This is a genomic window from Vibrio sp. L5-1 (assembly GCF_021728315.1).
Classification (GTDB): domain Bacteria; phylum Pseudomonadota; class Gammaproteobacteria; order Enterobacterales; family Vibrionaceae; genus Vibrio; species Vibrio splendidus_K.
The window spans coordinates 242,057-266,584 of the sequence record NZ_JAKKCQ010000006.1 but is presented as its reverse complement, the minus strand read 5'-3'; the positions used below and the strand labels follow the sequence as shown (position 1 = coordinate 266,584).

At 44.8% G+C, this 24,528-nt stretch carries 17 protein-coding genes, 6 tRNA genes and 1 rRNA gene; 15 read left to right on the top strand and 9 right to left on the bottom strand.

The genetic code is table 11. From position 1 onward, the window contains the following. Positions 1-4 precede the first annotated feature (4 nt). A 5S ribosomal RNA gene (rrf, locus tag L3V35_RS20180) occupies positions 5-120 on the top strand. Between the two features lie 71 nt (positions 121-191). Further along, a tRNA-Ser gene (locus L3V35_RS20175) sits at positions 192-282 on the top strand. Positions 283-407: 125 nt separating this feature from the next. On the opposite strand, the gene ilvY is transcribed toward L3V35_RS20175, so the two are convergent. Continuing rightward, positions 408-1,298: an HTH-type transcriptional activator IlvY gene (gene ilvY, locus L3V35_RS20170; RefSeq protein ID WP_054548024.1), complete on the bottom strand. Its 891-nt coding sequence runs from the start codon at positions 1,296-1,298 to the stop codon at positions 408-410. Positions 1,299-1,444: 146 nt separating this feature from the next. On the opposite strand from ilvY, the gene ilvC reads away from it, so the two are divergent. After that, on the top strand, positions 1,445-2,929 hold the full coding sequence (gene ilvC, locus L3V35_RS20165; protein ID WP_054548023.1) for a ketol-acid reductoisomerase: 1,485 nt from the start codon (positions 1,445-1,447) through the stop codon (positions 2,927-2,929). A 274-nt stretch (positions 2,930-3,203) separates the two neighbouring features. On the opposite strand, the gene L3V35_RS20160 is transcribed toward ilvC, so the two are convergent. From L3V35_RS20160 to L3V35_RS20145, 4 genes are all read right to left on the bottom strand, one after another. Next, positions 3,204-3,455, bottom strand: a complete 252-nt coding sequence (locus tag L3V35_RS20160; RefSeq protein WP_004735787.1) for an accessory factor UbiK family protein — start codon at positions 3,453-3,455, stop codon at positions 3,204-3,206. A 119-nt stretch (positions 3,456-3,574) separates the two neighbouring features. Next, a complete protein-coding gene (locus L3V35_RS20155; RefSeq protein WP_054548022.1) occupies positions 3,575-6,697 on the bottom strand; it encodes a multidrug efflux RND transporter permease subunit in 3,123 nt (1,040 codons plus the stop codon). 11 nt (positions 6,698-6,708) lie between these two features. Next, entirely contained in the window at positions 6,709-7,815 is a 1,107-nt protein-coding gene (locus tag L3V35_RS20150) for an efflux RND transporter periplasmic adaptor subunit (RefSeq protein WP_065207387.1), read from the bottom strand. Between the two features lie 18 nt (positions 7,816-7,833). Beyond that, positions 7,834-8,415 carry a TetR/AcrR family transcriptional regulator gene (locus L3V35_RS20145; protein WP_017076482.1) on the bottom strand — a complete coding sequence of 194 codons (582 nt, stop codon included), beginning with the start codon at positions 8,413-8,415 and terminating at the stop codon, positions 7,834-7,836. Positions 8,416-8,595: 180 nt separating this feature from the next. Between L3V35_RS20145 and rep the strand changes: the two genes are divergently transcribed. Continuing rightward, on the top strand, positions 8,596-10,614 hold the full coding sequence (gene rep, locus L3V35_RS20140; protein ID WP_237300543.1) for a DNA helicase Rep: 2,019 nt from the start codon (positions 8,596-8,598) through the stop codon (positions 10,612-10,614). A gap of 95 nt (positions 10,615-10,709) precedes the next feature. Here rep and L3V35_RS20135 read toward each other — a convergent pair whose 3' ends face one another. Continuing rightward, the gene (locus L3V35_RS20135; RefSeq protein WP_237300542.1) at positions 10,710-11,123 is read right to left on the bottom strand and encodes a cytochrome c5 family protein; all 414 of its coding nucleotides are present in this window, start codon (positions 11,121-11,123) and stop codon (positions 10,710-10,712) included. A 296-nt stretch (positions 11,124-11,419) separates the two neighbouring features. Here L3V35_RS20135 and L3V35_RS20130 point away from each other — a divergent pair. The 11 genes from L3V35_RS20130 to L3V35_RS20080 all read left to right on the top strand — a co-directional run bounded on the left by L3V35_RS20130 (position 11,420) and on the right by L3V35_RS20080 (position 21,428). Further along, positions 11,420-11,496: transfer RNA gene (locus L3V35_RS20130), tRNA-Arg, on the top strand. A gap of 49 nt (positions 11,497-11,545) precedes the next feature. Further along, positions 11,546-11,621: transfer RNA gene (locus L3V35_RS20125), tRNA-His, on the top strand. A 77-nt stretch (positions 11,622-11,698) separates the two neighbouring features. Next, a tRNA-Pro gene (locus L3V35_RS20120) sits at positions 11,699-11,775 on the top strand. Between the two features lie 44 nt (positions 11,776-11,819). Continuing rightward, positions 11,820-11,895 (top strand) — tRNA-His (locus L3V35_RS20115). A 55-nt stretch (positions 11,896-11,950) separates the two neighbouring features. Next, positions 11,951-12,027, top strand: a tRNA-Pro gene (locus L3V35_RS20110). A gap of 1,343 nt (positions 12,028-13,370) precedes the next feature. Next, positions 13,371-15,098: an ABC transporter ATP-binding protein gene (locus L3V35_RS20105; RefSeq protein ID WP_004735537.1), complete on the top strand. Its 1,728-nt coding sequence runs from the start codon at positions 13,371-13,373 to the stop codon at positions 15,096-15,098. A 94-nt stretch (positions 15,099-15,192) separates the two neighbouring features. Further along, entirely contained in the window at positions 15,193-16,746 is a 1,554-nt protein-coding gene (locus tag L3V35_RS20100; protein ID WP_054548018.1) for an ABC transporter substrate-binding protein, read from the top strand. A gap of 179 nt (positions 16,747-16,925) precedes the next feature. After that, the gene (locus L3V35_RS20095; protein ID WP_004735540.1) at positions 16,926-17,903 is read left to right on the top strand and encodes an ABC transporter permease; all 978 of its coding nucleotides are present in this window, start codon (positions 16,926-16,928) and stop codon (positions 17,901-17,903) included. A 2-nt stretch (positions 17,904-17,905) separates the two neighbouring features. Continuing rightward, a complete protein-coding gene (locus tag L3V35_RS20090; RefSeq protein ID WP_237300541.1) occupies positions 17,906-18,844 on the top strand; it encodes an ABC transporter permease in 939 nt (312 codons plus the stop codon). A gap of 187 nt (positions 18,845-19,031) precedes the next feature. Further along, positions 19,032-19,988: an SPOR domain-containing protein gene (locus tag L3V35_RS20085; protein WP_237300540.1), complete on the top strand. Its 957-nt coding sequence runs from the start codon at positions 19,032-19,034 to the stop codon at positions 19,986-19,988. Between the two features lie 198 nt (positions 19,989-20,186). Then, complete coding sequence (locus tag L3V35_RS20080; RefSeq protein WP_237300539.1) at positions 20,187-21,428, top strand: NADH:ubiquinone reductase (Na(+)-transporting) subunit B; 1,242 nt, start codon at positions 20,187-20,189, stop codon at positions 21,426-21,428. A 91-nt stretch (positions 21,429-21,519) separates the two neighbouring features. On the opposite strand, the gene L3V35_RS20075 is transcribed toward L3V35_RS20080, so the two are convergent. From L3V35_RS20075 to L3V35_RS20065, 3 genes are all read right to left on the bottom strand, one after another. Beyond that, entirely contained in the window at positions 21,520-21,771 is a 252-nt protein-coding gene (locus L3V35_RS20075) for a DUF6482 family protein (RefSeq protein ID WP_029224300.1), read from the bottom strand. 131 nt (positions 21,772-21,902) lie between these two features. Continuing rightward, complete coding sequence (gene gorA, locus L3V35_RS20070) at positions 21,903-23,258, bottom strand: glutathione-disulfide reductase (RefSeq protein ID WP_054548012.1); 1,356 nt, start codon at positions 23,256-23,258, stop codon at positions 21,903-21,905. Positions 23,259-23,446: 188 nt separating this feature from the next. Next, positions 23,447-24,286, bottom strand: a complete 840-nt coding sequence (locus L3V35_RS20065) for a 23S rRNA (adenine(2030)-N(6))-methyltransferase RlmJ (protein ID WP_237300538.1) — start codon at positions 24,284-24,286, stop codon at positions 23,447-23,449. Positions 24,287-24,528: the final 242 nt, after the last annotated feature.

Here is a 24,528-nt window from a genome sequence, read left to right as displayed (position 1 = left end):
TTTGCTTGGCGACCATAGCATTGTGGACCCACCTGATTCCATGCCGAACTCAGAAGTGAAACACAATAGCGCCGATGGTAGTGTGGGGTTTCCCCATGTGAGAGTAGGACATCGCCAGGCTTTAAATATCGTTACCTGTGTATGCATGTAACAACATCTACAGTGTACTAATCTGTTGATGACAATTTGTTGGAGGGATGGCTGAGTGGTCGAAAGCACCGGTCTTGAAAACCGGCAACCGTTAATAGCGGTTCTAGGGTTCAAATCCCTATCCCTCCACCACCATTGAAAAGCCCGCTGAGAAATCAGCGGGCTTTTTTCATATTTGTCGTTTAGAAAAACAAAAAAGAGCACTAACGTGCTCTTTATCTGTGACTCCACACCGGCTTGTTATCACTTATAGATAACTAGTCTTGGAGGTATTTACCTTCAGCGACCTGCCAAAATGCTCTAATTAACGGATTTTCTAGCTGCGATCGCTTACAGCACACTCCCAATTCAAACGGCTTGATGGGCTCTATTTTTAAGCGGTCGACTTTATCTCTCACAGGGCTGTTGTTGATTACAACGTCTGGCGCGATACCAACCCCACAACCAAGAGCAACCATACTTACGATCGCTTCATGACCTGATACCTGAGCGTAAATGTTGGGCTTTATCTTCATCTTTTTGAACCACGCGTTCGCACGTTCTCGTGCAGTACCTGCTTCTGGGATGATAAAAGGTACTTCATTCCAGTTTGGTTTATCTGATTGCAGCTGCTGGCTAAAACTACTCACACCGGATGGGATGATGACTGACAGTGGTATATCGCTGATGGTTTCGAACTCTAATCTTGAGGGAAGAATGTCTGGCTTCGCTGAGATAGCGATATCTGCTTCATCATTTAAAATTTTGTCGATAGATTGAGCTGGATCGCCTGTAGAGAGCTTAAATTCAATGTACGGATGAATAGCTCTGAATTCTGTTATGAGCTCAGGTAGATGGCTGTAACTAGCCGTTACCGAGCAAAATATGCGAATTTCACCTTTAAGTTCTTGCTCACCACCTTTCAGGTGAAGATTGTATTGCTGCCACTCTCCAACGATGCTTAATGCTACTGGCAATAGGTGCTTTCCTGCTGGAGTGAGATCAACACTGCGGTTATCTCTGATAAGCAATTCTTGCCCCGTTTCTTCTTCAAGCTTTTGTACCTGACGACTAAGTGCTGAAGGACTGACGTGCATAGCAGCAGCGGTTTTGCTGAAACTTTTGCTATCACATAAATGTATAAATAATTGTAGAGATTTTATGTTCATGTTTTGCGATCGTTTCCATGTTGCATTTATTGCAATAACTAATTGTGAATATATCACTTTCAGCAACGGAGTGTCTGTTTTAGTATGAAGTCATTCGATAGAGAGATATCGACCTTACGGACTTATTTTTAAAGGAGTGCCCTAGAATGGCTAACTATTTCAATACATTAAACCTTCGTGAACAACTTGACCAATTGGGTCGTTGCCGCTTCATGGATCGTGAAGAATTCACGACAGAAGCTGAATATCTTGAAGGTAAGAAAATCGTAATTGTTGGTTGTGGTGCTCAAGGCCTAAACCAAGGTCTGAACATGCGTGATTCTGGCTTAGACGTATCTTACGCTCTACGCCAAGCGGCAATTGATGAAAAGCGTCAATCATTCAAAAACGCTGATGAAAACGGCTTTGTTGTGGGTAGTTACGAAACGCTAATCCCTCAAGCAGATCTAGTTATCAACCTTACTCCAGACAAGCAACATACAAACGTTGTTGAAACAGTAATGCCTCTAATGAAGCAAGGCGCTGCTCTTGGTTATTCTCATGGCTTTAACGTTGTTGAAGAAGGCATGCAATTACGTTCTGACCTTACGGTTGTTATGGTTGCGCCTAAGTGTCCTGGTTCTGAAGTACGTGAAGAGTACAAGCGTGGCTTCGGTGTACCAACACTGATCGCTGTTCACCCAGAAAATGACCCTAAAGGCGAAGGTTGGGATATCGCTAAAGCTTGGGCTGCTGGTACTGGCGGTCACCGTGCAGGTTGCCTAGAGTCTTCTTTCGTAGCTGAAGTTAAATCTGACCTTATGGGTGAGCAAACTATTCTTTGTGGCATGCTTCAAGCGGGTTCTATCGTATCTTACGAGAAGATGATTGCTGACGGTATTGAACCAGGTTATGCAGGTAAACTTCTACAATATGGTTGGGAAACGATCACTGAAGCACTTAAGTTCGGTGGCGTAACTCATATGATGGACCGTCTATCTAACCCAGCTAAAGTTAAAGCGTTTGAGCTTTCTGAAGAGCTAAAAGATCTAATGCGTCCGCTTTACAACAAGCACATGGATGACATCATCTCTGGCCACTTCTCTAGCACTATGATGGCTGACTGGGCGAACGATGACGTGAACCTACTAGGCTGGCGTGAAGAGACAGGTGAAACTGCATTCGAAAACTACCCAACTTCTGACGTAGAAATCTCAGAGCAAGAGTACTTCGATAACGGTATCCTAATGGTTGCTATGGTTCGTGCGGGTGTTGAGCTAGCATTCGAAGCTATGACAGCATCTGGCATCATCGATGAGTCTGCTTACTACGAGTCTCTACATGAACTTCCACTAATCGCAAACACAGTTGCTCGTAAGCGTCTTTACGAAATGAACGTTGTAATCTCTGATACAGCTGAGTACGGTAACTACCTATTCGCAAACGTAGCAACACCACTACTACGCGAGCAGTTCATGCCTTCAGTTGCAACTGACGTAATCGGTCGCGGTCTAGGTGAAACATCTAACCAAGTAGATAACGCGAAGCTAATTGAAGTAAACGAAGCTATCCGTAACCACCCTGTAGAGTACATTGGTGAAGAGCTACGTAGCTACATGAGCGACATGAAGCGTATCGCTGTAGGCGGTTAATTAGTCGCTTAGATACTGATAAATTTGTAGAAAAAGCAAAGCAGTATCACTAACTCCTTACAGGTTGGAGTTATAAATAAGCAACACAACATCTAATAAAAAGGCTTGGTCGCCGTTGACCAAGCCTTTTTGCTTTTAGTAACAAAGTCTTAAAAATCAATCAAATGAACATTGTTTGATCAATCTTCGTCGACTTTTAGTTCTTGATTGATATTCAGAAATATAAAAGGGTTGGTGCTTTCACACCAACCCTTTCAGTTTTCTTGCTTTACGCTTACTTGTCGGCAATCTTTGCTTCTAAGTCCGTTAGCTTTTGTTCCATTTCAGTCAGCTTTTGGCGAGTGCGCAGTAGTACTTGTGTTTGAACATCAAATTCTTCACGGCTTACAACGTCTAGCTTGTTCAGTTGGCCTTGGATAACCTGACGAACTTTTTGATCTACGTCTGAACCAAGCTCTTTTACTGGTTGAGGCATAGAATCGTGGATCTGCTTAGCAATCTGCTCTAGTTTTTTTGGATCAAACATATCAATTAAAACTCCTGAATATTTATCACTATTCTATTTAATCACACTTGAGATGTCGCCTATGGCGTACAAAAAAAGGCCACCGAAGTAGCCTTTTTATTGTTATTACGACTTAGTGATTACTTATTATCAGCTAATTCCCTGTGCGCTGCTTTTGCTTCATCGACGCGAGCTAGCTTTTCTAGGTCTTTGTCTTCCACAAATACAGGCAGAGGTTTGTGTTTTTCAGCCAAGTAGCTGTAAATCACGGGCAGTACAAACAGAGTGAAGATAGTACCAATCGCTAGACCTGCAACGATTACGATACCAATACTGAAACGCTGAGCTGCACCCGCACCACTTGCGTACATCAGTGGGATTAGACCCGCGATCATCGCAGCCGTTGTCATCAGGATTGGACGAAGACGAACCTTCGCAGCTTCCATTACCGCTTCAATACGAGTCTTGTGATTGTGTAGCTGTTCTTCTTTTGCTACCTCACAGATCAAGATACCGTGCTTGGTAATCAGGCCGACCAAGGTGATCAAACCAACTTGCGAGTAGATGTTCATCGTTGCCGCACCCCAAGCTAGAGCTATTAGGGCACCACAAATCGCCAGTGGTACAGATACCATGATAACCAGTGGATCTTTTAGAGATTCAAACTGAATCGCCAATACCAAGAAGATGATAGCCAACGCTAAACCAAAGGTCGCGTAAAGTGCGCTACCTTCTGTTACGTATTGGCGTGCTTCACCCATATAGTCATGGTTATAGCCACTTGGAAGCTTATTGGCAGCTGTGTCTTCAAACCACGCAATTGCATCACCCATTGCAGCGCCTGGAGCCGGTACCGCACCAATCGTAGCCGAGTTCAATTGGTTGAAGTGAGGAAGAGAGCGAGGCTCTGCCACAACATCAATCGTAATCAAACTGCCTAGAGGAACGGCGTTACCATCAGCGGCACGTACGTAGTAGTTGTTCATTGACTCTGGGTTCAAACGGAATTTACGTTCAACTTGAGGAATGACCTCGTAAGAACGGCCATTCAAGTCGATACGGTTTACGTAGCCATCTGACATCATGGTACCGAGTGTGATACCGATATCTTGCATGGTCACGCCGTATGCGCCCGCTTTATCCTTATCAATGTTGATCTTCATGGTTGCTGAGTCGTAGTTCAGGTCGAGATCTGAATACACGAACAGTGGATTTGAAGAGACATCAGCCAGAATGTCTGTGGTGATTTGGAACAAGCTTTCAAAACTGTTTGGCGTTGTAATGACAAACTGAATTGGAAGACCTGAACCGGCACCTGGTAGTTCTGGCATTTGGAATGCAGTTACCGCCATTCCTGGAACGTCTTTCACCAAATTACCAACGCGGTTTGCTACTTCAGACTGGCTTGCTTCACGCTCACTCCATGGAACCATAGATGCGATACCAAAAGCTTGGTTTGCATTAGGCACACCTGTAAATACTTGCGCGTAAGCTACTTCTGGCTGATCAGACAGAATCTTGTTTACGTCGTTCATGGTGTTTTGCATGAAGTCTAAGTTCGCATTCGACGGTGCTGTACCCATCAACATGATTACACCTTTATCTTCTGAAGGCGCTAACTCACTAGGGATGAACTTGAATAACAACGGCAAACTTGCAAATACGATGATAGCAAAACCAATAAATACTGGACGATGTTGCATTACCGCACCAAGCATACGCTCGTAACGGTTAGTCATGCCATCCAGCACGCTATGTACTTTCTGCTCAAACTTACTCGGCTCAGCGTGAGCTTTTAGCATTTTTGAACACATCATTGGCGATAGCGTTAGTGCCACGATACCCGAAACAAAAACTGAACCGGCTAGGGTTAACGCAAACTCTTTAAATAGCGAGCCTGTGATACCACCCATCATTGCGATTGGAGCGTATACCGCACCTAGCGTTAATGTCATTGCAATAACAGGGATCGCAATTTCACGAGTACCGATAATTGCTGCTCGGAAAGGGGATTCCCCGAGCTTGATATGCCGGTCGACGTTCTCTAGTACTACGATTGCATCATCTACTACCAGGCCGATGGCGAGTACCATTGCCAGTAGTGTCATCAGGTTCCAAGAGAAGCCCATTGCCTGCATCACCATTGCCACACCAATCAAAGACAGTGGGATAGTCACGATAGGGATCAGTACCGCTCGGAATGAACCTAAGAACAAGGTAATTACGATCAATACGATTAATGCTGCTTCAAGGATGGTCTTAATAACCTCTTGAATTGATTCGTTAATCGCAATGGTTGAATCGTACATTACATTCATGGAGATGTTGCTTGGTAGGTTCTTCTCTAGTTGAGGAAGAAGCTCAAGTACATCTGCAGCGATGTTGATTGGGTTAGCACTTGGTGCCGCGTTAATAGCTGCAACAACCGCTTCTTGACCATTAGCACTTGCGCGGTAAATGTCGTGGCTTTTCTCTAGAGAAACCTTAGCGATGTCGGATAGGCGAATGATCTCACCTTCACCGCTCTTCACTACTAGGTTTTCTAATTCTTCAGTGTTTGATACCTGAGTATCTGCACTGCCGTTGTAAAGCACGAACTCACCGGTCGCTTGACCTGTCGCTGATTGGTAGTTGTTAGCGTTCAGTACCGTCATCACATCAGATGCAGTTAGGCTAACCGCCGCCATTTTTGATGGGTCTAGCCATACGCGCAGTGCGTATTTCATACCACCATAGAGGTCAACTTTGGATACACCATTTACCGTAAATAGCTGCGGGTTGATTACACGCTCTAGATAATCAGTAATTTGGCTCGACACCAACTCGTCACTGGTAAAGCCAATGTAGAGTACCGCTGTCGTTGAACCCGTAGACATAGTTACGGTTGGATCTTCGGCTTCTTTAGGAAGCTGAGACCGTACCGAGTTTGTCTTGGCCAGTATGTCTGACAACGCCGCATTCGGGTCGGTGTTCAGCTTCATGTTTACGGTAATCGTAGAACTACCAAGTACAGAAGAAGAAGTCATATAGTCGATATTATCCGCTTGAGCCACAGCCTGTTCGAGGGGCTGGGTGATAAAGCCTTGGATAAGATCGGCACTTGCACCGTAGTAACTCGTGGTTACGGTTACGACGGTATTCGTCATTTCAGGGTATTCACGCACCTGCATTTTGAAGATTGCTTGTAAGCCAAGCAGAGCAATCAAAAAGCTGATGGATACCGCTAGAACTGGACGTTTAATAAAAACATCAGTAAAGCGCATTGTGCCTCCAGTTACAGCTTAGGTGTTTCAGATGGTGGAGTGATTGCATCACTTTCAACAACCTTAACTTTGGCACCGTTACTTAGACGTACTTGGCCAGAAGTTACAACTGTATCACCGGCTTTAACGCCTTCAAGGATGTGTGCGATCTCAGCGGTACGCTCACCTACTTTTACAACATGTTGAGCAACACGTTGAACGCCGTCTTCTTCCGTAAGGATGTAAACATTGTCACCATATAAAGTGAAAGTAATCGCTGTTTGAGGCAAGGTTACTTGGTTCTCTAGCTTAGGCAGAATGATGTTAGCACGAGCGAACATGCCGCTACGAAGTTGGCCATCATTGTTTGGAATATCCGCTTGAACTTGAATAAGACCACTTTGGATACTTACCGCTGGTTCAATGGCACTGATAGAGCCTTCAAACGGTTTCTCCGGGTAAGCATCAACAAAGATGTCGATAGCCTGACCAACATTGATACGAGAGATATCTGTTTGAGATACAGTAAAGCGTAGGCGCATCACACTGGTATCTTCTAAACGAACGATATCTGTACCTGATTGCAGGTATTGACCTAGGTACACGTTACGAATACCCACTTTGCCATCGAAAGGAGCACGAATTTCACGACGCTCGATAGAGGCTTTTAGGCTTTCAATATCAGCAGATAGAGAGTAGTAGTTTGCTTCTGCTTCATCGTATGCTTCTTTTGAAATAGAACCTTTCTTATACAGGCCTTGGTAGCGTTTGTATTTTGCTTTTGCCGCAGGCAGGCGAGCTTCAGAACTCTTTAGATTTGCCTTTTCTACGCCAGAATCAAGGCGAACAAGAAGTTGGTCATTTTTAACATCAGTACCAGAACCAAAAGAGATTTGGTCAATAACACCGCTGGTTTCATTTGCTAGCGTGACACCTTGGTTAGGTTCGATGAAGCCGATAGCTTCAATTACTGGAACCCAGTCGATCGGCTGAACTTCAGTAACCGTTACTGGAAACTCTGGTTCAGGGCGGTTGGCCATATACTCAGCAATTTTTTGTTGTTTGAACATGTTGAACCCAATAACGCTGCCGAAAAGAAGTACAGCGATGAGTAACATGAAGAAAGTCCACTTTTTCATTATGGTCAAAACTCCGATCTAGTGTTTAATTATTGCATCCCAACTGGCTTCTATTGCAGATTCTAGTTCTGCCTCGTCGAGTTGGTAAAATCCTAAAGAATGCTTTCGCGCTAGAGATACGCTAGCCGCTAAGCTCAAGCCACCTAATACTTCGTTATTAAGTGGTTTAAACAGTCCTTGCTCTTTACCTTCATTAAATAACAGCTCAACTTGGGCAAACATTTCACGTTCTAGTTCCCTGAAGTTTAGGCTATTTTTGATGGGTAGAGAGTCATACTGAACCCGGTTTTTTATCGCGGCTAAGTTCGTTCCTGCTAAGTTCCATATGTTTAACCACATAGTACGATAGCGTTGCTTAATTGGATCCGAATCATTAACCCCTTCTTGAACAGCATCTGCTACCCGTTGAGTCACGAGCACTCGAACATCATCGATCAAGTGGTCTTTATCGTCGAAGTAGCGGTAGATAGTGCCTGCAGCCACTCCTGCTTCTTTTGCTAATTTTTGCATTGAAAGGCCTTGAAAACCGACCTCTGCAATGAGCTTTTCAGCGGCAGAAAGTATTTGTTGGCGTTTATCCTGAGGTGCATGAGTTGTCATTATTCCATCACCAATGAATGAACGTTCATTCATTATAGCCCAAGAACCATACACATGTGCAACAAAGTTTTACACAAACGCCGTAAAAATCTTGTATAAGAGAACGTAGCATTCGTGCTATTGCAGCATTATTATAGGCGCGCAATTGAATTCGCCCCTCTAGACCAAATTGAGAATCAAATGAGACTGAACCCAAGACAAGATGAAGCCGTGAAGTATGTTTCTGGCCCCTGCTTAGTATTAGCGGGCGCTGGATCGGGTAAAACACGTGTTATCACCAACAAGATTGCTTACTTGGTTCAAGAGTGTGGCTACAAGGCTCGTAATATTGCAGCGGTAACCTTTACCAATAAAGCGGCACGTGAGATGAAAGAGCGTGTGGGTCAAACTCTCGGTAAAGGTGAATCTAAAGGTCTGATCGTTTCAACGTTCCATACTATGGGTTTAACAATCATTCGCCGAGAATACAAAGCGCTGGGTCTGAAAGCGGGCTTCTCGTTGTTTGATGACCAAGACCAGTTAGCTCTACTTAAAGAACTAACCGAAACACAGATCGATGGTGATAAGGATCTGCTGCGTTCTTTGATGAGTACCATCTCAAATTGGAAGAACGACATGCTGACGCCAGATCAGGCGAAAGCAAGAGCTCAAGGTGAACAAGAGCAGTTGTTTGCATTCTGTTTTGAGATGTATCAGAAACAGATGAAGGCCTATAACGCGCTCGATTTTGATGATCTGATTGCGATGCCGGTATGGTTACTGAAAACCAATCAAGAAGTGCGTGACCGCTGGCAGTCTCGCATTCGCTATTTACTGGTCGATGAGTACCAAGATACCAACACCAGTCAATATGAGTTGGTTCGTTTACTAGTAGGAGAGCGTGGTCGCTTAACGGTAGTAGGTGACGATGACCAATCTATCTATTCATGGCGTGGTGCAAAGCCGCAAAACTTGGTGTTGCTGGGTGAGGACTATCCGAATCTTCGCTTGATCAAACTCGAGCAAAACTATCGCTCAACCAGTCGAATATTACGTGCGGCGAACATCTTGATCGCCAACAACCCACACGTTTATGAAAAGTCACTGTTCTCAGAGATCCCGGACGGTGAAAAGCTCAAGGTACTGAATGCTAAGAATGAAGAGCATGAAGCAGAGCGTATTACCGGCGAGATCATCGCCCACAAGTTTCTGAATCGCACAGAATATAAAGATTACGCAGTACTTTACCGAGGTAATCATCAATCGCGCTTGATTGAAAAAGCCTTGATGCAGAACCGTGTGCCTTACAAGATCTCTGGTGGTACCTCTTTCTTTGCTAGAGCTGAGATTAAAGACATCATGGCTTACCTACGTGTGTTGGTGAACCCTGATGATGACAACGCCTTCCTGCGTATTGTGAATACGCCGCGTCGTGAGATCGGCCCTGTTACGCTGGAAAAATTAGGCAGCTACGCCAACATGCGCGGTAAAAGTCTGTTTGAAGCCAGCTTCGAAATGGGTTTAGAGCAAACGCTGACGGGCCGTGGTTTAGAAAACCTACGTCGCTTCGGTGATTGGATTGTTCGAATTTCAGATAATGCTGAACGTGGTAATACAGTTGAGGCGGTTCGCTCTTTGGTTCGTGACATCAATTACGAAGATTGGCTCTACGAAACCTCTCCAAGCCCGAAGGCCGCAGAGATGCGAATGAAGAACGTGTCTGATCTCTATAGTTGGATTGTGGCCGACCTCGAAGGTGATAATTATGATAAAGAAGAGAAGACGCTACGAGAGGTTGTTCAACGTTTAACTTTGCGCGACATGATGGAGCGTGGGGAAGATAATGACGATGCAGACCAAGTTCAACTAATGACATTGCACGCTTCGAAAGGCCTAGAGTTTCCGTATGTATTCTTGATGGGGGCTGAAGAGGGCATCTTGCCACACCAAACCAGTGTTGATGAAGGTAATGTAGAAGAAGAGCGTCGTCTTATGTACGTAGGGATTACGCGAGCGCAAAAAGAGCTGACCTTTACTAAGTGTCGTGAACGTCGTCAGTACGGTGAATTGATTAAGCCAACACAAAGCCGCTTCCTTGACGAGTTGCCGCATGATGATGTTGAGTGGGAAAGCGTTAAGAAACCACAATCCGCTGAAGAAAGAATGGAAAAAGGACAGGCACACATTGCTAATATTCGTGCGATGTTCAACAAAAAGTAGCGTCTGGTTCTGAAAGCATTAAATAGAGACAAATAAAAAGGTGACCATAGGGTCACCTTTTTTGAATCTGGCACTTTTAATTACAGATCGGTAAATTACAGACCAGCAATCATGTGCTCGATAGCATCTTTGATTTCGTCGTCTGAACAGTCCATACATGAACCTTTCGCTGGCATTGCATTAAAGCCGTTGATTGCGTGGTTAGCTAGGATATCGCGACCTTGAGCTATACGAGGTCCCCAATCACCAGCATCACCTATTTTAGGGGCGCCACTTACGCCAGATGCGTGACAAGCGATACAAAAGGTACCGTAAACTGTTGCGCCATCACGAGGGCCTGTTGGTTCTGCGGCTACTGGTTCGCTGCCGACTAGGTAAACTTGACCAACTGGTTTGATGCGTTCAGCAATTGCATCTTGCTCTGCTTCGCTAAGGCCTGAAGCCATTGCGCCAGTTGAAAAGGTTAAAACTGCGATGACAACGCTTAAAATTCGACGAGACATATCCATTAAACTCACTTTACATTCCCAAGGTAAGTACGTGCTTACCAATTTATAGTGTTGGAGGGTGTTTTGGCTTCACCAGCAAAGAGCAACTGTTAAACCAATGTAAATAATGGGTGATTATATCCCGATAAGTTGTTGCAATAAACAACAACTTATAAGCTGTGGCGGGTTGTAGTACTCAAATAAGGGGTTTATCACATATTAACTGTCGAAAAAGAGACCAAACAGAAAAAAAAGTTAAAAAAGTACTAGACGGCATTGGGTGATATACGTATTATTCCACTCCGCCGACAGGGCATGCGCCTGTAGCTCAGCTGGATAGAGCGTTGGCCTCCGGAGCCAAAGGCCGAAGGTTCGAATCCTTTCAGGCGCGCCATCCGGTCTCTTACTTCGGTAAGTGAGAAATTGGCAAAAAAGAAATAATGGTGGCTATAGCTCAGTTGGTAGAGCCCTGGATTGTGATTCCGGTGGTCGCGAGTTCGAATCTCGTTAGCCACCCCATTCTTTCTTTATAAAATATCGGTAGCTTCGGCTTCCAGTGTTGATTCATTATTCCCAAGAGTCGATACAAAATTAGTCGGTGAATAGCGCAGCTTGGTAGCGCATCTGGTTTGGGACCAGAGGGTCGGGGGTTCGAATCCCTCTTCACCGACCACTATTTCAATAATCGCTTTTAAGCGGTTATATAAAAAATTAGTGGTGGCTATAGCTCAGTTGGTAGAGCCCTGGATTGTGATTCCGGTGGTCGCGAGTTCGAATCTCGTTAGCCACCCCATTAATTTTGGTAGCTTCTTTGAAGTTCCCAGTTTGAGAAATCAAACGAAACGTCTCGGTGAATAGCGCAGCTTGGTAGCGCATCTGGTTTGGGACCAGAGGGTCGGGGGTTCGAATCCCTCTTCACCGACCACCTTAAGAAGCCTCGTCAGAAATGACGGGGCTTTTTTACGCCTGGAATTTAGATAATTTGAGACCAGAGGGTCGTGGGCTGGATCGCCAGTCCGATCAAATCCCTCTTCACCGACCACCTTAAGAAAGCTCATCAGAATTGATGAGCTTTCTTTCTATCTGGAGAAAAGATAATGGTGTATTCGGGGGCTGGAAGCCCAGTCGCATCAAATCCTTCTTCACCGATCACCTTTAAGAAAGCTCATCAGAAATGATGAGCTTTTTTTTCATCTGTAGATCACTAGATTGGAACCCAAGTGGGGTTCGCCTGATGTTCAAAGAATGTCTCTTCACCTATCACTTAAGAAGCCTCAACTAGCCGTCCGCGTCAGAAATGACGGGGCTTTTTTACATCAGGAATTTTAGATAGTTGGGGCCAGAAGATCGTGGGCTGGATCGCCAGCTCGGTGGTTCGTCAGGCCACAGGAAGCGCTTCCGTGCCGAATCTCTCTTTATTTACCACAATAGAGGTTTCAGTCGAAAGGTTGAGATTTTTGACATCTGTCGTTGAAGTTATTTTTGATTTTGAATACTGATACCCTAAATATTTCAACGTCTTGTTTGATATAGCCTTCGCAAGATCCATCGTTTTATATAAAGCGATCTCTTACCTTTTTTCTAGATTATCGCGCCTTTCTAGAGATGTCGGCTTTATTAAATGGGCTGTTCGATATCTAATTTTATATAAAATTCACCGCCAATCATTCGACAAATTAATAGGTTTGGTCTAAAGATTTCTATGAAAAGTGAAATTTGACGCTGAATATGTTCTCTAAGGCCTGTATTTGACAGTTTTCTTTACATCAAGTCGCTCAAAATCGTCTCCATTTTAGTAAGTCTCTCGTTTCACTGGTTGGTATTCGCTGAAATGATGTTAGGGGTAATATATATGGTTAATATGCTTCTATCTGGTTGTTTTGTTTGCTTAAATGACAAAAATTAGCGTTTGTTTCTATAGTGTTAATTGTTTTTTGGAATAATTATTTGTTTTTAGTGACTGGTAGTGAGATCTGCTTTTAACCATAGGTTTAACTCTACAAGTAAGTGGTAGTAAGGGATTTGTGAGTATTTATTATCGACAATAGAATGTTGATTTTTATTACTATATGCTCTCTGGGTGAATAGTTATGTGGTGCTTTTGCTTGTTAAGCGTTTAATGTCGACTTTTTATCCTATTTTTGTTGCTTTTCTGTGAATTATTTGCCAAATTGTCAACCGTATAAAATATCAGAACAATATTCTGGTAAGAATGGATTCAATTTTGCAGACAGGGCAGAGAGCTGCCAAAGCAGTAGAGGTCTGGTAATGTCACTTTTAGAAGTAAAAAACCTTCGTATCGAATACCCATCTCGTCATGGAGTTCACGCAGCAGTAAAATCGCTTTCGTTCAACATTGAACGTGGTGAGATTGTTGGCGTTGTAGGGGAGTCTGGTGCTGGTAAATCAACAGTAGGCAATGCTGTGATCGATCTACTGAGCCCTCCTGGTCGCATTGCTAGCGGCGAGGTATTTTTGGATGGCGAAAAAGTCTCTGGCCTATCTCCTGAACAGATGCGTTCTGTTCGCGGCTCAAAGATTGGTTTTATCTTCCAAGACCCAATGACTTCTCTTAACCCTCTATTCACAGTAGAGCAGCAGTTAAAAGAAACGATTCATGCCAACATGAAGGTTTCGGATCAAGAAGCTTACCAACGCTCATTAGACTTGATGAACCAAGTTGGTATTCCGCAACCAGAAAACCGTTTAAAGCAGTACCCACACCAATTCTCTGGCGGTATGCGTCAGCGTGTTGTTATCGCGATCGCATTGGCAGGTGAACCTGACTTAATCATCGCAGATGAACCAACAACCGCACTGGATGTGTCTATCCAAGACCAGATTTTGGGTTTAATTCGCGACCTATGTATTAAGAAGAACGTAGGTTGTATGTTGGTCACGCACGACATGGGTGTCGTATCTAACGTTACCGATCGCGTAGCGGTTATGTATCGTGGTGATTTAGTTGAGTTTGGCCCGACGGCGAAAGTCCTTGGTACTCCTGAACACCCTTACACGCACAGTCTTATCTCAGCGGTTCCGCGTTCAGATCGTAAACTCGATCGTTTCCCTCTTGTGAGCTACATCGAAGAAGCGCACGAGATGGAACCACTTGATGTGAAAAACCACTGGTTAGGTCAGAGCCAAGATCACCGTGATTACACTGGCCCGTTGTTGAATGTTGAAAACGTCAACTTACGCTTTACCACCAAGGATTCTTTCTTTGAGAGTCGTCGTGAGTACGTTCAGGCGTCAAACAACGTGAGCTTTGAAGTACACGAAGGTGAAACTTTTGGTCTTGTGGGTGAATCTGGTTCGGGTAAATCAACGATTGCTCGTGTGATTGCTGGCTTGTACGCACCCAACTCAGGCAAAGTGACCTTTGAAGGTATTGACCTTACTGGGCTTAAGTCTGAGAAAGAGCGTCGCCCAATGCGTCGCCAAATGCAGATGGTGTTCCAAAACCCATACACATCAATGAACCCTCGAATGAAGATCTTCGACATCATTGCTGAACCTATCCGATTCCATAAGCTTACGCGCAACGAGAATGAAACTCGTCAGATCGTTCACGACCTGCTAGAGCACGTTGGTTTAGGCAAGATGGCTGGAGTTAAATACCCACACGAATTCTCAGGTGGCCAACGTCAGCGTATTTCTATCGCTCGCGCCTTGGCAACTCGCCCACGTCTTCTGATTTGTGATGAACCTACGTCGGCGTTGGATGTGTCGGTACAGGCTCAGATTCTTAACCTATTAAAAGACTTACAAGACGAGCTCAACCTAACCATGCTGTTCATCAGTCACGATTTACCGGTTATTCGTCAAATGTGTGATCGTGTTGGTGTGATGCAAATGGGAGAGCTATTGGAAGTAGCGCCAACAGAGCAGTTGTTCCAATCGCCTCAGCATGAATACAGCAAACACCTAATTTCTTTAATGCCTGAATTTACGGGTTTAAGAGAAGAAAAAGCAGTGGCAAAAGCCGCGATATAAAAATCAGCAGGCTGGAGTTTGGCTTGCTAAAAACAATAAACAGACGCAAATACAACAACTAGGGATCTGGATTCCCGCATGAAGGAGTTATGCAATGAAAACCATGAAAAGCAAATTAGCAGTAGCTTTAATGGCAGCTGGCCTAAGCTTTAGTGCAGCAGCAGCAGATATTACCGTTGGCTACGCAGCTGACCCAGTATCACTTGATCCGCACGAGCAGCTGTCTGGTGGCACACTGCAAATGTCTCACATGGTGTTTGACCCTCTAGTACGTTTCACTCAAGAGATGGATTTTGAAGGCCGCCTAGCATCTAGCTGGGAGCGTGTTGATGATACGACTTTCCGTTTTAACCTACGTAAAGGTGTGAAATTCCACTCTGGTAACGAACTGACTGCTGATGATGTTGTGTGGACTTTTGAACGTCTACAAGCTTCTCCAGACTTTAAGTCTATCTTCACGCCATACGAAAAAATGGTAAAAGTGGATGACTACACAGTTGAGCTAGTATCAAAAGCGGCTTACCCACTAGTACTACAAACAGCAACTTACATCTTCCCAATGGACAGCAAGTTTTACTCTGGTCAAACAGCGGAAGGTAATGATAAATCTGAGCTAGTTAAGCACGGTAACTCGTTCGCTTCGACTAACGTTTCAGGTACTGGCCCATTCATCGTAACTCAACGTGAGCAAGGCGTTAAAGTAACGTTCGAGCGTTTCAACGATTACTGGGACACAGAAACTGAAGGTAACGTAGACAAGCTAACACTTGTGCCAATCAAAGAAGATGCAACGCGTGTAGCAGCACTTCTTTCTGGTGACGTGGATATGATTCACCCAGTAGCACCAAATGATCACAAGCGTGTTAAAAACGCTAAGAACATCGATCTAGTAACGCTACCTGGTACTCGTATCATTACGTTCCAAATGAACCAAAACAGCAACGAAGCACTGAAAGATGTGCGCGTTCGTCAAGCAATCGTTCATGCGATTAACAATGAAGGTATTGTTAAGAAAATCATGAAAGGTTTCGCGACAGCTGCTGGTCAGCAAAGCCCAACAGGCTACGCGGGTCACAACGAAGATCTAGTTCCTCGTTACGATCTGAAAAAAGCGAAAGAGCTGATGAAAGAAGCGGGCTACGAAGATGGCTTTACACTAACTATGGCAGCGCCTAACAACCGTTACGTGAACGATGCGAAAGTAGCGCAAGCGTCTGCGGCAATGCTGTCTAAGATTGGTATCAAAGTTGATCTTAAGACGATGCCTAAAGCACAGTACTGGCCTGAGTTTGACCTATGTTCAGCAGATATGATGATGATCGGCTGGCACTCAGATACAGAAGATTCAGCTAACTTCAACGAGTTCCTAACAATGACTCGTAACGAAGAGACTGGCCGTGGTCAATACAACTGTTCTGGTTACTCAAACCCAGAAATGGATGCGATTGTAGAAGCTTCTAACACTGAAACTGACCCTGTTAAGCGTTCTAAGATGCTGAAAGGCGTTGAAGCAACACTTTACAACGATGCAGTATTCGTACCTCTACACTGGCAAAGTGAAGCGTGGGGCGCGAAATCTAACGTAGGTGCAGCAGACGTAGTAAACCCAATGGTTATGCCTTACTTCGGCGACCTAGTTGTAAAATAATCTAGCTTGCTAGAATCGAGAGCCTGAAGCTTTCAGGCTCTCAATATTATTAAGATATAGATTTAAGTTTCGGTATTTGGTCTTCCTTCAGTCTGGCTAAATACCTTTTTAAGACTGAATTTTTTGTTGTCTAGTCGCGGATTTCGATTAGACAGTCATGGATAGATAAGGGGCAAGGAATGGTTACGTTTCTGGTCAAGCGCCTGTTTCAGGCACTGATAGTGATGTTTGTGATCAGTTTGGTGGCGTTTGCCATTCAGGATAACCTGGGCGACCCGTTACGTGAGTTAGTCGGTCAATCTGTTTCAGAGGCGGAGCGTCAAGCGCTACGCGATGAACTCGGCTTAAATGATCCCTTCGTTACAAAATATACTCGCTTTATAGGCGCAGCCCTACAAGGTGATCTTGGTACTTCATATTTCTTTAAACGCCCTGCTGTGGACGTAATTTTAGACAAATTGGTCGCGACGCTTGAACTTGTGTTCGGTGCTTCTCTGATTATTGTTTGTCTGTCGATTCCATTAGGCGTTTATTCTGCAATACACCCAAAAAGTTTCTTCACTAAATTGGTCATGGCGGGTAGTAGTATCGGCATCTCGGTACCTGTTTTCTTAACTGCAATCATGCTGATGTATGTGTTCTCTATTGAGCTAGGTTGGCTACCGTCATTTGGACGTGGTGATACTGCAAACTGGTTTGGTTGGGAGTCTGGCTTCTTAACGCTCGATGGCCTTGCACACTTGGTACTGCCGAGCATTGCTCTAGCATCTATCATGCTGCCTCTTTTTATTCGTCTAGTTCGTTCTGAAATGCTAGAAGTTCTAAGTTCTGAATACATTAAGTTTGGTAAAGCGAAAGGCCTAGCGCTAAACAAAATCTATTATCAACACGCATTGAAAAACACCATGCTACCGGTTCTTACTGTTGGTGGTGTTCAGATTGGTACTATGGTGGCATACACCATTCTTACTGAAACGGTTTTCCAGTGGCCTGGCACAGGTTTCTTATTTTTAGAAGCGATTAACCGTGTAGATACACCACTGATTACCGCATACGTTATTTTTGTTGGTCTTATTTTTGTAGTGACTAACACGATTGTTGATTTGCTTTACGGTGTTATCAACCCAACCGTTAACATCACAGGGAAAGGAGCATAATCATGGAACAGACATCGACAGTGCCGTCTCGCTGGGAACGTTTTAAGCAATCAGACATTGTGTATTACTTCTTACGCGACAAAGTGGCCATGGTGAGTTTCGCCATTTTCTCAATCTTCTTAGTGATGGCACTAGCAGCACCTATTCTAGCGCCAACAGACCCGTACGACGTGACATCGATTGATATCATGGATTCAGAGCTGCCACCATCATGGATGGAAGATGGCGAAGAACGTTTCTTGCTCGGAACGGATGAGCAAGGCCGTGATATTTTATCTACTATGCTTTACGGTTCGCGCTTATCACTGACCATTGGTTTCTTAGCGGTAGGCCTACAACTGACGCTTGGTATCATCATTGGCTTGTCTTCGGGTTATTTCGGTGGCCGTATTGATAGCTTCTTGATGCGTTTCGCTGATGTTCAGCTTTCGTTCTCAACCATGATGGTTGCGATCATTGTCTCGGCCATCTTTAAGGCAAGTTTCGGTAGTGACTTCTACGCGCAATATGCCGTTGTTATGCTGGTGGTGATCATCGGTATTGCAGAATGGCCACAGTATGCGCGTACTATCCGTGCATCGGTATTAGCAGAGAAGAAGAAAGAATACGTAGAAGCGGCACGTGTGATGGGCTTTAGAGCGCCTCGCATCATGTTCCGTCATATTCTGCCTAACTGTTTATCTCCAATTTTGGTTATCTCTACGGTACAGGTGGCAAATGCCATCATGTCAGAAGCGGCACTTTCTTTCCTAGGTTTAGGTCTTCCGGTAGACCAACCGTCACTGGGTGCTCTGATCAGTACAGGTTTTAACTACATTTTCTCAGGAGCATGGTGGATCACAGCATTCCCAGGTGTGCTTTTGGTAACATTGGTTCTAGTTATTAACCTATTAGGCGACTGGTTACGTGACGTGTTTAACCCTAAAATTTATAAAGGGTGATAGCTCTGATTGATTTTTAGATAAAAAAGTCACTAAATTAAGAGCCGTAAGCAATTACGGCTCTTTTTTTGCTTAATGGATCTGGAACTTAGTATCATTGATAGTGTCAATAATACTTAAAATGGAATTCATGTTTTATCGACATTGATTCGGTAATAATTAACCCGTAAGGGTTTAAGTGGTGGTTATGAAATTGACAATGAATGCTGTATGTCGTGCTGTGATGAGAAATTATCGTATGGGGCTTATCGCTGCATCTCTTTTGGTCTCGAGCCAAGTGAATGCAGAGTCGGTTCTATGTGATGCCACTCAAGCAAGCACCAACCAATTACCACAGCTAGAGCAGTCATGTCCGATCGGTAAGGGTGTGTGGGGAAGCAAGGCGCCTAAACGTCATTCAGATAACGAGCTGTTTTGGGTTCAATGTGGCCTGCTGAACAAGCCTCTGTCACTGAGCCGAGCAAAGCCTTTGTATGAAAAAATCGCGACCAACGTTTGGATGAAGCCTGAAGGCGGAGACTATCGTTGCTTAATCGGACCTTATTCTACCTTCTCTGATGCGAGAAAAGACTTAGCTCAGGTGCGTAAGGTGTCTGGCTATAACGAAGCTTTTATTCGAATGGTCGACAAGTCGAAAACCTCATCACAGCCTATCGTTGCAAAAACGGCAGAGCCAAAAATGGTTAAGCCTAAGGCTCCTGTAAAACCAAAACCTGCTCCGAAACCTGTGGCAGCTAAGCAAGCGGCAGCGGTAACGAGTGCTGCAGCTATTCAGGCGCTACCAAGCGGTAACGCGAATTCAGATAACGATTTGGAAATCGAAATTCGTGTGACAGCCAATGTTGCGGGTAGCCAATATGCGATTCCTTACCTTCTAGACCATCAACAACAGTTCTATATGGAGCAAGGTAAGCCTTGGAGCCGCCTAGATTTCGATAGCGCTGAATTGGTGTGTAGTCAGGTCAACATGAAGCTGATGAGCGAAAAGCAGTGGCAGAGCATCTTGAGCTCAAAGGTTATGGAAAAACAGAACTGGCCAATGCATTTACCTTATTGGGGCGCAGATAAGAAAGGTCTGTTTACCAATGGTAACGTAAATCAATTGAAAGGTTCTTCACTGCTTAATGTGATGTGTGTGAAGTAGCGAAGACCCGTTGTAATACCAAATAAGCCTCAGCCATTGCTGGGGCTTTGTTGTTTATACACCTTCCTTTTTCAACATCGGTTCGACTTCTGGACACTCTTTCTTTATACGAATTTGACTAAAAATCGCTAGAAACTGTTCAAATAGAGCAATTGATGCGTAGAAAACCATAACTCAAGCAATAAGGTGATTGAGATTATGAGTTTAAAAAAACGATTAGAAGACGTGGCTCCACGCTTTGAAGCTGGAGGGAAGTACGAAAAGCTTTACCCTGTGTATGAGGCTTTTGCGACCATATTTTATACGCCCGGCAACGTAAACCAAGGCTTGACCCATGTTCGAGACAGCATCGATCTCAAGCGTATTATGATTCTGGTGTGGCTAGCGACCTTTCCCGCGATGTTTTGGGGGATGTATAACGTCGGACACCAAAGCTTCCTCGCATTAACGTCCAGTTATCAACTTAACGAACTTACCTCTGTTATTGAAAGCAGCTGGCGCTTGTCATGGGCATTTGGTGATGCACAGTCATTGATAGCAAGTGGCTGGGCAAGTCAGATGTTGCTTGGTGCACTCTATTTTCTACCTGTTTATACCACAGTGTTTGTTGTGGGTGGCTTCTGGGAGGTCTTGTTTGCAGTCGTTCGCAAGCACGAAGTTAATGAAGGCTTCTTTGTCAGCTCGGTGCTGTTTGCACTAATCCTCCCGCCAACCATTCCGCTCTGGCAAGCCGCATTAGGTATCACTTTTGGTATCGTTGTCGCCAAAGAGCTGTTCGGTGGTACAGGACGAAATTTCCTTAATCCTGCGTTAGCTGGACGGGCTTTCCTCTACTTCGCTTATCCAGCCAACATGTCGGGTGGACTTGTGTGGGTTGCCGCTGACGGCTATTCAGGCGCGACACCACTGAGTCAATGGTATGAGGGTGGTAGTACTTCGCTTATCAATAATATGACTGGCGAGGCGATCACCTGGATGGATGCGTTTATCGGTAATATACCGGGCTCGATGGGTGAGGTGTCGTCACTGCTTATCATGTTGACGGGTCTGATTCTGATTGCCATGAAGATAGCCTCTTGGCGCATTGTTGCGGGTGTGATTATTGGCCTTGTGGCGACCTCTAGTTTGATGAATTGGATCGGCTCCGAAACCAACTCGATGTTTTCTATGCCGTTCTACTGGCACTTTGTGTTGGGTGGCGTTGCCTTTGGTACTTTCTTTATGGCGACCGACCCAGTTTCTGCCGCTTTTACCAATCAGAGTAAATGGGCTTACGGGATTCTTATCGGTGTGATGACGGTTGGTATTCGCGTGCTCAATCCTGCTTATCCAGAAGGCATCATGTTGGGCATCCTGTTCGCCAACCTCTTCGCACCATTGTTCGACTTTATTGTGAAAGAGCAAAACATCAAACGCAGGCAGAAGCGGACATTGCGTTGATTTAAGTGAATAAGAGGGAAAGTGATTCCCATAAGAAAGGCTTACATTGATGTAAGCCTTTCATTTTTATCGCGATTGATTTGAAGTTGATTTAACTCCACTTCAAATCAATCTCGAACGGTTGGGTGTGGCCACAATGCTCACCACACATCTCGTCGTAGGCACTGTTGTGAACCAGCATTGCCGACGCCACGCCTTGGTCGCTAAAGTGGTCGCGTGCTTGGTTAACACTCAAAAACTTCATTGGGTGCTGGTGGTCGTCTTTAATTAATTGCTTTTGCTCGCCAACGATTTGGTAAGCCAAGTAGATCCCGCCTTCAAATGATTCAATTAGTAGATTCATCACAAACTCCATTGCTGTTCTAGATAGGTCAGTACCTGTGTTACGTGGAGTTGGGAAGTAAGGTTCAGAGGGGGCATAAAAAAAGCAGGCACAAGGCCTGCTTTTTAAGAGTTATCAACAAAAGGCGTTGATTATCTCATCGTTACGAACTCTTCGCTGCCCGTTGGGTGGATAGCCACAACAGAGTCGAAGTCTGCTTTGGTTGCGCCCATCTTCATTGCAACGCCGAAGCCTTGAAGCATTTCATCAACAGTGAAGCCGATGCCGTGCAGGCCGACTACTGTCTCTTCTTCACCAGCACATACAAGCTTCATCTTACAAGGTTGACGGTGCTTGGTTACTGCTGTGTACATTGCAGTGAAGCCAGATGTGTAAACCTTGATGTTGTCTTTGCCGTACTTCTCTTCAGCTTCTTGAGTTGTTAGACCGATCGTGCCGATAGGTGGGTGGCTGAATACAACAGTAGGCACTAGCTCGTAGTCCATCTTAGCGTTCGTTTTGCCGTTGAATAGGCGCTCAGAAAGCTGACGACCGGCTTTAACCGCGACAGGTGTTAGTTCGATGCCGCCTTCCATGATGTCGCCAACACAGTAGATGCCAGGAACATTTGTCGTTTGGAACTCATCTACCTTGATGTAGCCGCGGTCGTTGGTTGCAACACCCGTTGATGCTAGGTTGATAGCGTCAGTCGCTGGGTGACGGCCGATAGCCCAAATTAGGTGGTCAACGTTTTGAGTGTTGCCGTTCTCTAGGTGCAGAGTCAGAGTACCGTCCGCTTCTTTCACAACTTCTTTAGGTACAGAATGCGTGTGAAGTGTTGGGCCTTCCGCTTCCATTACTTCAACCAATGTTTCGATGATCATTGGGTCAAAGCTACGAAGTGGTGACTCTTTACGACAGAACAGGTGGGTTTCTGTGCCAAGTGCACTTAATACGCCTGCGATTTCTACCGCGATGTAGCCTGCACCGATAACCGCAACACGCTTTGGTTGCTCCATCAGGTCGAAGAAGCCATTTGAGTCGATACCGTGCTCTGCGCCAGGGATGTTTGGAATAGTTGGACGACCACCCACTGCGATCAGAATGTGATCAGCTGTGTAGTGCTCACCGTTAACTTCAACAGTCTTCTCATCGACAAACTTAGCAAAGCCTTTGATTACGTTTATTTTGTTGTTACCCAAAACGCGATCGTAAGATTCGTGGATACGTCCAATGTACGCTTGGCGGTTTTCAACCAGCTTGCCCCAGTTGAAGCCTTTTACTTCAACGTCGAAGCCGTAGTCTTCTGAATATAGGTTGATCGCTTCAGCAACCTGAGCGCCGTGCCACATCACTTTTTTAGGAACACAACCAACGTTTACACAAGTACCACCAAGGTCTTGAGCTTCGATAAGTGCAACTTTTGCACCGTGCATTGCTGCGCGGTTAGCTGATGCGATGCCGCCTGAACCGCCACCGATACAGATGTAATCAAAATGAGTCGCCATTACTTTCTCCATTTATTGAAGGCTGTAGTCACAGTGAGAACACTGGATACCTACGTCCTATAGATTCTTAAATTGTCTAATTATTATATTGAGGGCAGATTGGTTGAACTCAATCTCCCTGTTTGAAATTTATTCGTGTATGTCACAGTCTATTGAAGATCCTTCAACCTATGCCATCGAGTTTGAGATTACTCGGGTACGATCCACTCTACTTTGAAGTGACCGGTTGCCGGCGCAATTGCTTCCTTCAAGAATGGAAGAATTTCGTTCATTTGGCTTTCTAGCTTCCAAGGCGGGTTGATCACAATCATGCCTGATGCTGTCATGCCACGCTCGTTGGTGTCTGGTGATACGCCAAGTTCGATTTGCAGAATCTTGTTGATGCCTAAGCCTTCAAGTCCTTCGATCATGTCTTCGATATCACAGCGGTTTACCACTGGGTACCAAATTGCGTAGATACCGGTTGCCCAGCGCTGATGGCTTTGAGCAATCGCAGTCACAACATCACGATACTCTTTTGCCAGCTCGTAAGGCGGATCGATCAGTACCAAACCACGACGTTCTTTTGGTGGCAGGCTGCCTTTTAAGCGTTGGAAGCCATCTTCTTTATAGATAGACACCTGACGATCGCGGTGGAACTCTTGCTCAAGCAAAGGGTGGTCTGCAGGGTGAAGTTCGGTTAATACCATGCGGTCTTGATCACGCAGGTGTGCACGTGCAACACGTGGTGAACCTGGATAGAAACGCAGTTTTTCGCCATTGTTGAGTGCAGAGATAGACTCAAGGTAGCTTTGAATGTCTTCAGGAAGTTCTGTTTGTGCCCAGACGCGTGCAATACCTTGTTTGTATTCGCCCGTTTTTTCAGACCATTCATGCGTTAAGTCGTAACGACCTACACCAGAGTGAGTGTCATGATAAACAAAAGGCTTATCCTTCTGTTTCAAAGAATTAAGAATAAGGCTCTGTACGATATGCTTTACTACGTCGGCATGGTTGCCTGCGTGGAAGCTGTGGCGATAACTTAACAAATTAAACTCTCGTAACACTCTCGAATTAGAGTGTGGTTAGTGTAGGTGGGGTTAATCAGACTATTATAACCCTCAATGGACCATAAATTCTCGAACAATTCAGGAACAGTCGTTCGCAATATGCAGTTAGTTATTGGTTCTGCTATTGAAATTTGCCTTCATGGGCACTATTTAATAACTATTCGCAAGTGATTTTTTAGGGCGACCCTTAGCCTGATGACTGTAAGACGACCTCATTACAA